The sequence below is a fragment of the Staphylococcus gallinarum genome, assembly GCF_029774255.1.
In the GTDB taxonomy this organism is placed as follows: Bacteria; Bacillota; Bacilli; order Staphylococcales; family Staphylococcaceae; genus Staphylococcus; species Staphylococcus gallinarum.
The window spans coordinates 147066-162432 of the sequence record NZ_CP069082.1 but is presented as its reverse complement, the minus strand read 5'-3'; the positions used below and the strand labels follow the sequence as shown (position 1 = coordinate 162432).

Annotated in this window: 14 protein-coding genes; 5 read left to right on the top strand and 9 right to left on the bottom strand. The window is 31.5% G+C overall.

All coding sequences use genetic code 11. From position 1 onward, the window contains the following. Positions 1-20: 20 nt before the first annotated feature. Together JN168_RS00685 and JN168_RS00680 are read right to left on the bottom strand one after the other, a co-directional pair. Positions 21-590 carry an ANTAR domain-containing response regulator gene (locus JN168_RS00685; RefSeq protein ID WP_232139026.1) on the bottom strand — a complete coding sequence of 190 codons (570 nt, stop codon included), beginning with the start codon at positions 588-590 and terminating at the stop codon, positions 21-23. Beyond that, positions 568-2010 (bottom strand): sensor histidine kinase, encoded by a 1443-nt coding sequence (locus JN168_RS00680; protein WP_229366666.1) that lies wholly within the window; start codon positions 2008-2010, stop codon positions 568-570. The genes JN168_RS00685 and JN168_RS00680 overlap by 23 nt, the downstream gene beginning before the upstream one ends. Positions 2011-2410: 400 nt before the next feature. On the opposite strand from JN168_RS00680, the gene trhO reads away from it, so the two are divergent. Continuing rightward, a complete protein-coding gene (trhO, locus tag JN168_RS00675) occupies positions 2411-3364 on the top strand; it encodes an oxygen-dependent tRNA uridine(34) hydroxylase TrhO (protein ID WP_229366667.1) in 954 nt (317 codons plus the stop codon). Between the two features lie 322 nt (positions 3365-3686). On the opposite strand, the gene JN168_RS00670 is transcribed toward trhO, so the two are convergent. Beyond that, on the bottom strand, positions 3687-4526 hold the full coding sequence (locus JN168_RS00670) for a YitT family protein (protein WP_042739560.1): 840 nt from the start codon (positions 4524-4526) through the stop codon (positions 3687-3689). Positions 4527-4744: 218 nt separating this feature from the next. Continuing rightward, a complete protein-coding gene (locus tag JN168_RS00665; protein ID WP_229366668.1) occupies positions 4745-5833 on the bottom strand; it encodes a flavin monoamine oxidase family protein in 1089 nt (362 codons plus the stop codon). Between the two features lie 223 nt (positions 5834-6056). Here JN168_RS00665 and JN168_RS00660 point away from each other — a divergent pair, with 223 nt between their 5' ends. Next, the gene (locus JN168_RS00660) at positions 6057-6482 is read left to right on the top strand and encodes a MaoC family dehydratase (RefSeq protein ID WP_229366669.1); all 426 of its coding nucleotides are present in this window, start codon (positions 6057-6059) and stop codon (positions 6480-6482) included. 315 nt (positions 6483-6797) lie between these two features. Then, positions 6798-7775: an alpha/beta hydrolase gene (locus tag JN168_RS00655; RefSeq protein WP_042739557.1), complete on the top strand. Its 978-nt coding sequence runs from the start codon at positions 6798-6800 to the stop codon at positions 7773-7775. A 101-nt stretch (positions 7776-7876) separates the two neighbouring features. On the opposite strand, the gene JN168_RS00650 is transcribed toward JN168_RS00655, so the two are convergent. Together JN168_RS00650 and JN168_RS00645 are read right to left on the bottom strand one after the other, a co-directional pair. Then, positions 7877-8287 carry a MerR family transcriptional regulator gene (locus JN168_RS00650; RefSeq protein ID WP_042739556.1) on the bottom strand — a complete coding sequence of 137 codons (411 nt, stop codon included), beginning with the start codon at positions 8285-8287 and terminating at the stop codon, positions 7877-7879. 261 nt (positions 8288-8548) lie between these two features. After that, positions 8549-9373 carry a LysR substrate-binding domain-containing protein gene (locus JN168_RS00645; RefSeq protein ID WP_042739555.1) on the bottom strand — a complete coding sequence of 275 codons (825 nt, stop codon included), beginning with the start codon at positions 9371-9373 and terminating at the stop codon, positions 8549-8551. A gap of 124 nt (positions 9374-9497) precedes the next feature. On the opposite strand from JN168_RS00645, the gene JN168_RS00640 reads away from it, so the two are divergent. Further along, a complete protein-coding gene (locus JN168_RS00640) occupies positions 9498-10490 on the top strand; it encodes a YeiH family protein (protein ID WP_042739554.1) in 993 nt (330 codons plus the stop codon). Positions 10491-10586: 96 nt separating this feature from the next. Here JN168_RS00640 and JN168_RS00635 read toward each other — a convergent pair whose 3' ends face one another. The 3 genes from JN168_RS00635 to fadH form a co-directional block, all read right to left on the bottom strand. Next, complete coding sequence (locus tag JN168_RS00635) at positions 10587-11276, bottom strand: transglycosylase family protein (RefSeq protein ID WP_232139022.1); 690 nt, start codon at positions 11274-11276, stop codon at positions 10587-10589. A 369-nt stretch (positions 11277-11645) separates the two neighbouring features. After that, on the bottom strand, positions 11646-12152 hold the full coding sequence (locus JN168_RS00630) for a YfiT family bacillithiol transferase (protein WP_229366674.1): 507 nt from the start codon (positions 12150-12152) through the stop codon (positions 11646-11648). 145 nt (positions 12153-12297) lie between these two features. Beyond that, positions 12298-13062: a 2,4-dienoyl-CoA reductase gene (gene fadH / locus JN168_RS00625; protein ID WP_107590167.1), complete on the bottom strand. Its 765-nt coding sequence runs from the start codon at positions 13060-13062 to the stop codon at positions 12298-12300. Positions 13063-13317: 255 nt separating this feature from the next. On the opposite strand from fadH, the gene JN168_RS00620 reads away from it, so the two are divergent. Further along, positions 13318-15363 (top strand): Mur ligase family protein, encoded by a 2046-nt coding sequence (locus JN168_RS00620; RefSeq protein ID WP_042739550.1) that lies wholly within the window; start codon positions 13318-13320, stop codon positions 15361-15363. Positions 15364-15367: the final 4 nt, after the last annotated feature.

Genomic DNA, 15367 nt, shown 5'->3' with positions numbered 1-15367 from the left:
TCACTTCTAAGTATTATTATTTACGAATCTAATTGTTTGATTACTTTAGCCGCAACTTTTTCAATTTCAACTTGATGATCCATACTCAATTTCCTCAATTTTTGATATGCGTCATCTTCTGTGATATTCAATCGTCTCATTATAAGTCCTTTAGCACGTTCAATACGTTTTCTATTTTCAATTTGTTTATATGATTGTGCGACCTCTTGCTTTAAATTACTTAAGCGAAATGACTGAGTTAAAGCTATTTCTACTGCTGGTAGTAATTGTGATTCAGATATAGGTTTAACGATGTAACCAACTATGTTGGACTGTTTTGCTTCATTAACAAATTCATTTTGACTATAAGCCGTCAATATCAATATAGGAATATCGTATTTCTTGCTAATAATCTTACTTGCTTTTAAACCATTTAATTTTGGCATTTTAATATCCATAATGATTAAATCTGGCTGTGTCTCTGCTGTAGCTTCAATGGCTTTTTCACCATTGCTCACTGCTGAAACCACATGGTATTTTGCTGTTTTCAACATTTCTACAATGTCGAGTCTCACGATTGATTCGTCTTCAACCACCATAATTTTCTTCATAACCATTGCTCCCCTTGTGTTGAAAATTAACTTTCCCCATTGTGCCAATACGATTTTTCGTCAATTTAAATGATCCCCCCAAATCATTTTCAGTTATCGTATTAATAATATTGAGACCAAACGATTCTTCAAAGTCCAAACTATCCCCGCCATCATCTTGTACCACCAATATCATTTCATTGTCACTATCTGTATAAATTAACTTTACATCTATGTTACCAACATCTTTATTATCAAATGCATGTTTAATACAATTAGATATTAATTCATTTGCAATTAATGCTAAAGAAACAGCTGTATTTGACGGTAAAAGAATCGTTTGATTAATATGATACGAGATATGTATTCTACATGCTTCTGAATTATCGTTATATACTAGCATATTGCCTATTTTTTTAATTAATTTTCCTATATTCACTTTATCTGTATGGGATTCATCAAGAATTACTTCATACACTGATGCAATACTTAATATTCGATTTAAACTTTCTTGAAAATATATTTTACTGTCGTCAGGCAAGCCTCTCCTCATTTGCAATCTTAGCAAACTAGCTACTGTCTGTAGATTATTCTTAACTCGATGATGTACTTCTCTAATTGCCACAGACTTAGAAATTAGTTCTTTTTCCTTTTCCTTTAAATCGGTAATATCTTGCATCAAAATTAAATGCCCAGTTACTTCATTATGTTCAAATAATCTAATACACTTCACACGAAAATAGCACCCTTCAAATTCTCTTTCTTCTATAGTAATAATTTGACCATCGGTAAGCATATCTTCAATACTTGGAAATAATTCTATAAATGACATGTCTGTTTCACAATTTACACGTAATATCTTTTTCACAAGTTCATCTGCTGTTAAATTGTAATAACGTATATATAAATCTTGATCAATATTAAATATGCTTTCTTCAATCATATCAGGAAAGCCTATTCGACTTTCACTTGATTGGGACACTATTTTACTTAATGTATCCGTTGCTTCTGTGAGTGCCTTTAACTTGTCTTCTTCTAATACTTTATTACTAACATCTTTCTCCATTATAAGTGCACCAATAATTCGCTCATTCACAGCAATCGGCGTTACATTTTGTTCAACAACTCTGCCTTCTTGTGATACCGCTCGATGCTGATAAACTGATTCTCCAGTATCTAACGTCTTAAAAACGGCTGGTTCAAATTTTTTATATACATTCTGAGCTAACACTGATGTTTGATATAACAAATTGTTACTATTAGGCCATGCTTCCGCAACCACAATAAAATGATCAGGTTCGATAGCCGGACAATCTATAAATACAAATGCATTATTTAAGCTCGCTATTTCTGGTAAATGTTTAGCTAACTGTTCAACTTTGTAAATTTCAATTTCTGTTAAATTTGTATACGTATTGCATATTTCTCTTGTACTCTGCACAATACATCATCCCAAACTATAATGTTTTGAATATTCGGATAATTATATTCTTTATCTATTATGTAATTTTGCCAAAAAAATGTCAACGAGAAACCAAAGTGAAAATAACTACCCCACAATATATTTAAAGCGCTTTATATATTTATTTATTAAAAAATAATACTCAATAAAAATATGATATAAAGGATACTTTACCTATTTCAAAATTTTTGAATTGAATAATACACCTTTTTTGTTACAATATATTGAGGAGAATTTTGTGTTTTTACACAAACTTGCAACGTTGGCATACTTTTTCCATAGAAAAAGTAGTTATAAAACTTCATAAATCAAATTAATTTCAATTCACGCTGATCTTAATATAAATTGATAAAAAAATTAAATAGAAGGAGCATGTAAAATGGATTACAGAGTATTGTTATATTATAAATATACAACAATTGAAGACCCCGAAACATTTGCAACTGAGCACTTAGATTTTTGTAAAGATTTAGAATTAAAAGGCCGTATTTTAGTATCTGGTGAAGGGATTAACGGTACAGTGTCAGGAACTGTAGCAGCAACTGACAAATATATGAAAACTTTAAAAGCCGATCCTCGTTTTGAAGGTATTACCTTTAAAGTTGATGAAGCTGAAGGTCACGCATTCAAGAAAATGCATGTGCGCCCAAGAAATGAAATTGTTGCATTAGACCTAGAAGATGATGTTAATCCAAATGAATTAACAGGAAAATATTTATCTCCAAAAGAATTTAAACAAGCATTATTAGATGATGATACTATCGTTATTGATGCTAGAAATGATTATGAATTTGATTTAGGTCATTTCCGTGGTGCGGTGAGACCAAACATTACTCGCTTTAGAGATTTACCTGACTGGATTAAAGAGAATAAAGAGCAATTTATGGATAAGAAAATCGTTACTTACTGTACTGGTGGTATCCGTTGTGAAAAATTCTCAGGTTTCTTATTAAAAGAAGGCTTTGAAGATGTGGCGCAACTTGAAGGTGGCATCGCAACTTATGGTAAAGACCCAGAGGTTCAAGGTGAATTATGGGACGGTAAAATGTATGTATTTGACGAAAGAATCAGTGTAGACGTAAACCATGTTGAAAAGACAGTTGTCGGTAAAGAATGGTTTGACGGTACACCTTGTGAACGCTACATCAACTGTAGTAACCCAGAATGTAACAAACAAATTCTAGTTTCTGAAGAAAACGAAGCACGCTATTTAGGTGCTTGTTCACATGAATGTGCTGCTCATGAAAGAAATCGCTATGTAAAAAAACACAATATTAGCGATGCAGAAAAAGCAAAACGTTTAGAAAACTTTAACACGTTAGTTAATCAATAATCGCTAACTTTTATAATTTGTATCACTATTAAAAAATCAAATAAACAGCCAGTAAATAAGCTTCTATACTTATTTACTGGCTGTTTTATTTATAATATTGCTTAATTTAGACGCACTTGCATAAAATGATCTCATTATCGTATTTGAAAATAGCATTTTATGGACTAGATTATTTGATCTATAAAAATAGCTATGAACAAAGTCTACCATCTTTACTTTCTTCATAGCTTTTTATTACTACAGATGATTTCACTGAATTTTAAAAACGGTTAGTCACAGTTACTATTGAAGACATCTCTTAGACAATATTTTAATAAATTTATTATTGAACCTTCATAAAGCCATTGCCTAAGACATCTCTTACATCATGAATAACCAAAAATGCATTCTCGTCATATATATTAACGATTTTTTTAATTTGTGATAATTGATTTTGAGGTACAACTACGTATAAAATTTTGCTTTCTTTTTGACCATAACCGCCTTCTCCATTTAATAATGTAGAGCCACGACCTGTTTCTTGATTGATTTGACGACTTATTTTAGCATTATAAGCTGACATAATCGTAATTGCCTTCTTCGGATTAAATCCTTCTATTACAAAGGACATACTTTTTTCTACAATAAATAGCATCACGATTGTATAAAGTACGTTTTGTACAGGTAACACTAATAAAAATGATACAACGATTAAAGTATCTAAAATGAATAAGGCTTGAGAAGTCTTAATCTCTGAATATTTATTAATTATTTTGGCAATAACCGATGTACCACCAAGCGTACTACGTGCAGAAATTACAAAACCAGAACCAATACCAATCAACACGCCTGAAAACACTGTATTGATAAAGTCTGAATCTATATTAAGTGTTAGATTCTCAGTCAAGCCAATAAACAACGAACTAGAAATTACAGTGATCAATGTATATACTGCCGTTGTTTTACTTAAAAATTTCCACCCTATTATAATTAAAATGACGTTGATAATAAACGAAGTAATAGCTGGTGACCAACCAAGCGTATACTTTAAATTTAATGATATGCCAACTGTGCCGCCTTCTCCTAAATTAGATGCAATAACAAATGTATTAATGCCAATCGCTATAAGAAATGTCCCCAAAATACAGAAACAGATATTCTTCAAATGTATTCTATACACCATCTTCACAAGCCTCACTTTCTTTATAGTTTAAAGTTACATATGTCTATTCATGATTATGTTATTTAACATAAAAAGAACTTCTTAGCTAACAACTAAAAAGTTCTAATAGATATTTACTTATTAAATTTTTCAACACAAATACACATAGTAATATAATTGCGTAGACATTTCAATTGTAAAAGTTCAACTCACCATAACTTCATATAGGTCGTTTAAAATTATCTTTCTTTTGTCATACTTTGATGTGTTAAATTGTTAAATGTCTGTTCAGCTGAGGCGAGTGCACCTTCAAGATGACCTCCATTTTTTGCATCATATTCTGTACCAGCAAAGTATACATTATCTATGTATGCAGGTGGCTGCCCATAAGTAGGAAAGCTTTCAATATTTAATGTGTCACCTGGCGTTACCGTATAGTCATCCTGCGACCAATCTTTATAATAAAATGCTTTATAGTCTCGCGCTTCTTCACCGAACAATCTCACTAATTGATTGACTACTTTATCCTCAATGCTTGCTAATGTTTCTCTCTTTCGATCAGCTGGTGCTAAACCAAAAAATCCAAATAAGGCACTATCTCCATTAGGTGTGGTTACGTCATAAATTTCACGCAGTGGACCTTGCCAACTTATAACATTACCAGATAGTTCGTCCTTTCTCCAAAATGGTTGATTATATGTAACAACCGCTTTCGCCTGAGCCCCCATCCATGTTGGCTTATTTAATAAATCAACCTTAACTGTTTCTGGTAACTCAGGTGTAAAGTCAATATTCTCAAATAGTAATCTTGGCGGTAAAGTAAATACGACCGCATCAGCATCATAAGTTCGCTCGTCTTCTGTGCGATTGTTTACTGCTGTTACAGTAAATGTCTGATCCTCATTTCGTTTTATAGCAGTAGCACGCGTATTAAGGTCAATATTGATTGTTGGTATGCGCTGGTAAATTGCTTGTACCAAAGCATTCACGCCACCTTCAATTCGTTTACAATAACTGTTAACCTCAGTTGCTTTAATAAACTTTACAGGATTATTGTCACTCAACTCTAACAAACTTTGCCCATTATTATATTGCTCTATCGTCGATAATTGTAATTCTTCTATCAAATCAACAATTTTAGGTTCCTTTTCAGGCCAAAACCATGTTGGTCCTAAATCAAAATAATTTTCGTTAGAAGGTGTTTCTGTTAATACCCGACCACCAATTCTATCTCGTGCTTCAATTATATTAAATGTCACATCAGTATCGGATAATAAATGCGCTAATCTCAAACCACTGATACCACTACCTACAATCAATACATGCATATATAAACCTCTCTTTTTTTGAAAATTCTAATAATTACTTGTTTTATATTCTACTACTTATTCTTCTTTATGAATATAAAACTTTGATAATTACTAAAGATATCTATTTTTAATCTATCAGTTTGCACTATCAATCGTATAAATTGAAAGGTCGTTCATTTTAAGTGTATAACTATAGATAGTACGTTAGGTTACAGAAATATATTAGAAAGAGAGTATACATATGAAATTCGATGATTTTTCAATTGGTGATACCTTTAATACTAAAAGTTATCAACTTAGTGAAGAAGAAATTATAAAATTTGCACATGAATTTGATCCACAATATATGCATATTGATAAAAACAAAGCATCTGAGGGACGATTTAATGGAATTATCGCATCGGGTATGCATACGATGTCCTTATCCTTTAAATTATGGGTAGAAACTGGTAAATATGGCGAAGAGGTAGTAGCTGGGACACAGATGAATCATGTTAAATTCTCCAAGCCAGTATATCCGAATGATACTTTACGCGTCGTTGCTGAAGTTACACACAAACATTCTATAAAGAAAGAAAACGGTCTGTTAACCGTACTGTTAACTACATTTAATCAACATGATATAATCGTTTTTAAAGCTGAATTAACAGCACTTGTAAGTAATTAATATTTCACTCAATAAATTATAGACTTAGCCATGTAAAATAATGTATGGTTAGGTCTTTTATTTACTTTCAAACTTATTTCTGGATAATACTACATTTCATTACAATCCACTGATACATTTTTATAATTAAACTATCATTGATTATTTGTTATAAACAGCGTTTATAATTCGTTTGCCAATGCCTTTTAAGCATATCTGCAATTACAATATAAGCATTTAACATATCAATTCTCTTCCCTTATTATTACAAGTATAAATTGTAGGATATTCAATAACTCTATTTACATGGACATTTAAGAAAGGATGTTTATAGATATGAAAAATGAAAATACAGAATTAACACAGGATTGGGATAAAATTTTTCCAAAAAGTACGAAAGTAAATCATACAAAAGTTACATTTATAAATCGATTTGGTATTACGATTGTTGCCGATTTATATGAACCGCAGCATATAACTGGGGAGAAATTACCAGCGCTTGCAGTTAGTGGTCCATTTGGTGCTGTAAAAGAACAAGCTTCAGGTCTATATGCACAAACTATGGCTGAAAGAGGATTTCTTTCTATAGCTTTCGATCCCTCTTACACTGGAGAAAGCACTGGTTCGCCACGCAATGTAGCTTCTCCAGATATCAATACTGAAGATTTCCAAGCTGCTGTAGATTTCTTATCCGTTCACGATAAAGTCGATCCAAACAGAATTGGTATTATCGGCATTTGTGGTTGGGGCGGTATGGCATTGAGTGCTGCTGCTATTGATACACGTATTAAAGCTACTGTCACTTCAACTATGTATGATATGACACGTGTAAATGCAAATGGTTACTTTGATGAGGAAGATAGTGCAGCACAACGAGACAAGAAACGTCATTCTTTAAATCAACAACGTATCACTGATTTTGTTAATAGTTCATATGCCGTAGATGGTGGTGTTGTAGATCTTTTACCAAATGATGCACCAGAATTTGTAAGTGGCTATCATGATTATTATAAGACAGATCGTGGTTACCATTCTCGTTCACTAAACTCTAATAATGGTTGGAACATTACCATGCCTTTATCATTCTTAAATTCTCACTTACTAGACTATAGTAATGAAATTAATAGTGCTGTTTTGTTAGTTCACGGTGATAATGCTCACTCAAGATATTTCAGTGAAACTGCATATAGTAACTTAACAGGTGACAACAAATCATTGATGATTGTTCCTGATGCCGTTCACACCGATTTATATGATAATTTAGATAAAATACCATTTAACAGTATAGAATCATTCCTCAATAAATATTTATAAATATAAGAAAAGGTAGATGCCACAAATTAATGTAGCGTCTACCTTTTTTGTATATGAATGCTAAAGTATTGTCAATTCTATTATAAACTACTTATATGTTATTATCGTCCATTCACTTTATTTATGTTCTTGTTATTATTTTTAGATGTTTTAATAAAACGAACATTTTCATTATCATACATAGCTATTTTTGTATTTAATAATGTTAAAGTTTCTTGCATTTCTTCTATATTTTCCAATAAAATTTCTCTTTCTTTATATAATATATCTCTCCGTGTATCCTTTGTTTCCTCACCTTGATGATATAATTCAATATACTTAGATAATGCATCTATTGATAATCCGGACTGTCTCATACATTTTGCTAATTTAACCCAATTTAAATCATCTTGGCTATAATTCCGAATACCATTAGCATTGCGTCTAATTTTAGGTATAATTCCAATTTTTTCGTAATAACGTAACGTATCAACACTAATATTCATTCTTTTACTAACTTCTGATATCATCATATTTTTATTACCTCTTTATTCATGTAACCTAAAGATTTCATCAATCTTACCATCTATACATGCTTCAAATTATAAATTGTTTTTATTTATCGTTATCATACTCCTTAGAGTACACTCCAAGTCAATCATTATGACTTTTGATTCCTAATGAATTTATACAAGATAACAACTAGTTATTATCTCTATATTAGGAACTAATAATCTCTTTATTTCAAACTTTTATACGTAACTTTTAAAATCATTTATGATATTTCATAGATACTAACCATGCTGTAAATTATCAATTAAAATTTCTAAATTCATGTCGATATATTTATTTTTATGAGTTAACAAATAAAAATAACGTTCTATATTGAGCGGTGTTATATCTAATACTTGATAATCTGTAGGGGTTAACGTGGATTTTGAAACTATTGCAAAACCATTCCCCGCATGAACCATGTGCTTGATCAATGTCGTATTATTAATTTCTACTAAATATGGTTTTAATCCCAACTCAGACAAACCAATTTCTTGGTACACTCTTGTACCTGAACCTCTTTCTCTAATAAAGCATGTATTACGATTTGATGGTTTAGATTGATTACGTATAAGTACCATTTCATCCTTGGCAATACGAGTACTATTTATCATATGATCTTGAATCTCTTTTTCTACTATACCCAAATCAATTGTATTATTTTTTATATTTTCAATCATCGTTTCAGAATTATCTAGCCTTACATGTATATGTAAATCAGGATATTGTGAAGCTAAATCTGTTAAATGCTGCGACAGCTTATATTCACCATAGGTATAACTACTACCAACAGTTAATTCTCCTGCCACTTTATTCGGTTGGTCCTTTAAATCATGCCAAAGTTCCGCTTCCAGTTGTTCACGATTTAATGCATATCGAAAAATTTTTCTACCATCATTAGTCAGATTCATCTTACTATGATTAAACTCAAATATTTTTATATCATATCTTTTTTCTAAACGTTTGATATCTCTACTAATTGATGGTTGTGAAGTATATAAATTTTCTGCTGCTTTAGTGAAACTCTGTGCTTTCACTACTTCTGTTAAAACTTTATATGGATCCATAGTCTCACCTCTATCGCTATATTCCAGATATATTATAACAGTTTTGTTATAACCAACATACATAATATATATTTAACGTTATAGATATATGGTGCTAGACTTTTTATTAAGGAGGCGCATTCAAATGAAATCTATTAACAATAAATCATTTTATTTAGGACTACTATTCACATTGATTATCACAGTTATTAGTTTATTGTGTGCTCAGTTACCATTACTGAATAATGTTGGTGCTTTATCAATTGCCATTTTAATCGCTATCGCCTATCGACATTTTAAAGGTTATCCAGAAACATACCGTTCTGGCATTACCTTTTCTTCCAAACGATTATTAAAATTAGCGATTATTTTATATGGTTTAAAGCTAAATATAAATGACATAATTGGCAACGGCAGTCATTTATTAATCATAGATTGTGGTGTGATTATATTTAGTATTGTATTTATTCTATTAATTAATCGCCTTATCAAAGGTGACCGGAGTCTTACTTTACTTTTAGGTATTGGAACTGGAATATGTGGTGCAGCAGCAATCGCAGCAGTTGCACCAATTCTTAAATCCAAAGAAGAAGACACTGCAATCAGCATTGGTATTATAGCCTTAATTGGTACTGTTTTTTCATTAGGTTACACCTTAATATATTCTCTATTTTCAATATCCCCACAAATCTATGGTGCGTGGTCTGGTGTAAGTCTACATGAAATTGCACATGTGATTTTAGCAGCTGATTTTTCTGGTGAAACTGCTTTAAAAATAGGTTTATTAGGAAAATTAGGCCGCGTATTCTTACTAGTTCCTGTGAGTATTATCTTGATTATTATAATGAAAGTGAAAGATAAATCTACTAATCATGCTCAGCGTATTGACACACCGTATTTTTTAATCGGTTTTATACTAATGGCAATCATAAACACCTATATAAATATACCAACTGAAATCATGAACGTTGTTAACTTTCTAACTACTATTTGTTTACTTATGGCAATGGTAGCATTAGGCCTTAATGTTTCTTTAAAAGATTTAAGACACCGGGCATTCAAACCTTTGATTGCTATCATTATTACATCTATTTGTTTATCAGTATTTACATTTTTACTTGTTAACATTATTTATTAAACGCACTATCCCTTCCCTCTTAAATCACAATTTCCAAAAAATTCCCCTTGACTCTAATTGAGTTCAAGGGGATTTATATTAAAATATTTTATATTATTATGCAGTTACCCATTGTGAAGCACCAGCTGTGTTATATAATTTAACTGCTGCTGCATCTTGTACTGATTCAGGTGCTTCTGTTGGAGATACACCTTGATATTGTGCAGGTGCTACTGAATCCCAAGTACTTTGTAAGAATTGATACTTACCTGCTGCACCTGTTGATGGGTTAACAGCTTTTAAGTCTCCACCTGATTCACGTTGAGCAATTTGTTGTAAATGAGAATTTACGTTTACTGATGAACCAGTTGATTCTTCACTACTTGAATTATTTGTTGATTGTTGTTGTGTAGTTGTTTCTTGTTGAGTTGATGATTGTTGTGTAGTTGCTTCTTGTTGTGGTTGTTGAGTTTGTTCAGTTTGTGGAGCTGCTTCTTGTTGTGGTTGTTGAGTTTGTGCTGCTTGATCTGATGTATTTGAGCTATCTCCTGAACCTTCCCCGTAACTCCATGTAAAGTTTTCACCGTCTGATTTAAAGTTATAGTTTACACCGTCTTGCGTAAAGTTATAGTTATATGAACCTTCTTGAATTGGAGATTCATTTAATTGTTGTGGATTTGATTGAGCTAATTGTGCTAATTCTGCTTTATTAATTCCTTGTTCAGCAGCGTCCGCTGAGTTTCCTGCTGCTACTCCTGTTACTCCAAGACCTACTGCTAATGTTGATGCGATTAATGTTTTTTTCATTTTCAAAAATTCCTCCTATAAGGTAATTAGTTATTTGATTAATTTGCTAGTTACACTCTAACATCTATAAAAGGGTCGTAGGTTACAGTGAGGTGAAAAAAACAGGCACAAGTTTACATCCTAATTACATAAAATTTCCTCAACTACACAGCAAATAAAGTTCAAAATACTTTCATGCCAACTCTAATTGCTTACATTCTAGGATAGTGCATTGTAATATTTGTGTAATATGTAAATAAAATATCCTTCTTTTACTTTTTTAAAAAACTAATATGAAGGTACGGAATTTTCAATAGAAATAATATTCCACTATATAAAAATGAATAATTAAAAATACCATCTCTTTTTAGAAATGGTATCTTAATTTATCTATGATAATGCAATTTTGATATGTGCTAAATGATGAGATTGATGCCATGATAATTTCGCAATTGTTTCACCAACTGATATTGGTCCTTCTCCAATTAATGAAAAAGTTCTATTAATTTGTTGTTCTTTTAACGTTCTACCAACTGCTACAATTCTTTTATTTAAACCATCTAATAACTGCACAGATATTTGAACCGGCAAGTCATTATCTTTAGTTTGTATCCATTCATCTTGATTAAATGGTACTACTTTAGGATTATCATCTGTTAATGCCAGCTTTAATCTTTGATACATATTTAATTGTGAATCAGCTATGTGATGCACTAGTTCTCTTACATTCCAACTTCCTTCACGATACTTTTTCTGTAAAGCATCTTCATCTAAATCTATTACGGTTGCTCGTAAATCTTCTATATAATGTTCTATTTCATTTAACCATTCATCTATATGGCGTAATGTAATTTTATCTGGTAATTCTAATGCACCTATTGGAAATCTGACATCCATTATAAACACCCCTCACACTTATTCGCTGTTATTATTGTCTTCCCTACATACATAATTATATACATTTTATGTAACATAAAAAAAGCCATTTTCAATAAAAAGAAAATGGCTCTATTATAATTTTTTTATTTAATCATATTACTATTTAAAATGGATTTTTGTTTAACCATTGACCACCGTCCATTGTAATACACTCACCATTAATATAACTCGCATGTTCTGAGAATAAAAAGTATGCTAAATTGGCTATTTCATCTACTTGGCCCATCCGTCCAATTGGTACGCTTTCTAACGTTTGTTGTCTAGCATCTTCTGAAAGTGTTAGCCTTTCAGCACCACCTGTATTTTCTATTGGCCCTGGTGCAATTGCATTGACACAAATACCATATTTTGATCCCCATTCAACAGCTAATGTTCTCGTCATAGCTAATACACCTGCTTTTGCACTAGCAGAATGCACAACACCTGGTCCTGCACCCCATGCATATGTAGCTACCATGTTCAGTATTCTTCCAGGATAATTATTTTCTATCCATACTTTTCCCACGGCTTGTGTGCAATACCAAGTTCCATTTAATACTATATCTACTACTGAGTTCCATGCATTTTTAGATAAATCTTCTGCCGGACAAATAAAGTTTCCTGCTGCATTATTTACCAAACCATCTATTTGACCAAATTGTTTTAATGTTTTATCAACAGTATATTGAACACGTTCAGGATCTCTTACATCCATATCAATACATAATATTTGGCCATCAAATTTTTCTATTTCTAATTTAGTTTGCTCTAGCTTTTCAAGCGAACGTCCGGTAATAACTACTTTCGCTCCTTCTTCCGCAAATTTCTTCGCCATTGCTTTCCCCATACCACTGCTGCCACCTGTTACAATCATTACCTTATCTTCCATAAGATATTCCCCCATCTCTCATAAATCACGCCACTTAAGTAAACGCTTACAAAAATATGTGACTTACTACTATTTTGGTACTCACGTACCCTTTTTAAAGGTATTAAATCGTTTGAAAAATAAAAACATTTACTCATAATCAGGTAAAGAAATACATAAATAAATTGTGTGCGTTTGTTTTAAATATTTTTTATACTTACTACAATGTTTTATTGTATAATCTAAGTAATATACAAATGGAGGTTCAATTATTCAATGTATGTAAAGGAAATCGCAGAAATAGTAAAAGGTAGATTGATGGATGCAGTTGGTCAAGAAAATCATATCATCAATGATTTTGAAACTATATATGGTTTTGTGAAAAGTAAAAATACAGCCTATTTTTCACCTAATAAAGTGACATGGGCTAAGGAATTAGGACGAAGCAAGAATGCCCCTGAAGGTAATGACTTAATCGATAAGTCTAATGGAAATATTGGATTAATTATTACTGAAAATTATGTAGAAGGCATGGAACATAACGTGCCACAATTAATTGTGGACGATTCTGTTAAAGCGCTCAAAACTTTAGCTATTCATATTCGAAATCAATTCCATAACCCAGTCATTGCAATAACTGGATCTATGGGCAAAAGTTCAACCAGAATGTTAATTAGTTCATTACTACAGGATTATCATGTATTAGAAAATCGAGGAAACAATAATATAAGAGCCGCAATTTACGCTAATATGTTAAAGCTAATTAAAAACCCAGATTATGCAGTTATTGAAACTTCTTTGAATGCAATTAATAATAAAGAAAATACTGCAATTTATTTACGACCAGATATTGCAATCGTAACGGGTATTGGAGCTGCTCATTTCTCTACTTTCCAATCGTTAGAACAAATTGCTGAATTAAAAGCGCGTATTTTCAAAGGATTAAATCACAACGGTATCGCTATTATTAATGGTGAAACAATGTTTGCAGATTATTTAAAGGATAAAGCATTAGAATCCACGCAAAATGTACTTACTTACCATAAAGAACATACTGCGGATTCAGATTTTTCTCCTGAATTCATTCAATACCATAAAGGGTACATTGAACTAGGATTAGATGAAATACAAGGTATAGAGAAATATAAATTGAACACGATCAGTGAGGGAATGGTTTCAAATGCATTAGCTGCCTTTTTAACACTTAAAGAATTACATTTACCTATTAATTCTGAATATGTAGAATCATTTAAGCCATTTTCAAAAATCTTAGCTATGAAACCAATCAAAACATTATCTCATAATGTCACACTAATTGATGATACTCACAATGCATCATTACCTGCCATGATTAATGCAATACATGCATTTAATAGTCAAACTCAATTTTTTACGGGCAATAAAATTATCGCCTTAGGTAAAATAAATGACTTGGGGCACAAATCTGCCGAAGTTCACGCAGAATTAGTAGATGTTTTAACTCATTCTAATGCAGATTACATACTTTGTTTAGATAATGACTTACGCCCAGTTGTAAACAAAATTCGAAATAAACATATCACATGGTATCCAAATAAAGACTTATTAATGAATGATTTAATGCATCTTTGTAATGAAGATTCACTTGCATTACTGAAATCTTCAAGTGGTGGTACTGAATTCCCAGAAATAGCTAAGGCATTGCCACAACGTTTAACGCATTTTGAACTTGCCGATAATTTTGGTGATATTTTTGAAGAAATGAGCCATCTTGGTCAGAGCTATATGATTATAGATAATAAAACTAACGACATCATAAGTTCACACAACGTGGAACAGTCGCAAACTATCGAAGGTATGGGACCATTATTATATTACTTCAAGGCCATGGACGATAAATTAGATAATGAGACGATTACAATGCAAGAATGGGTTACAAATAATGATAAACATTATACTGGCAAACAAACTGATTTGTTTACATTACTAGAAAGCATGACCTTATCACCACACCCTTCTGAAACATATGAACTGGTAGATTACTTATTTAAAAACTTTGCTAATCGTAAACGTTATACTGAAGCATTGATTTCAAAATTTGACCTTTCTAATTCTATCGCGATCAATTTAACCGGTAGATTCCGAGTGAAAGAACGTCAATGTTACTCTGTTTTAGATTTATTTAAATTATACAAGGCCTATAAATATGATTTGTTTAAATTTAACAATATGTTCATTCTTGGTTTAAATTATAAAAGTGGCTTTATTAGAGGTGCTGAACAAACAATTATCTTTACTTCATATACAGATTTAGAAGAACTAAAAGCAAAAATTAAATTTTAAGGAG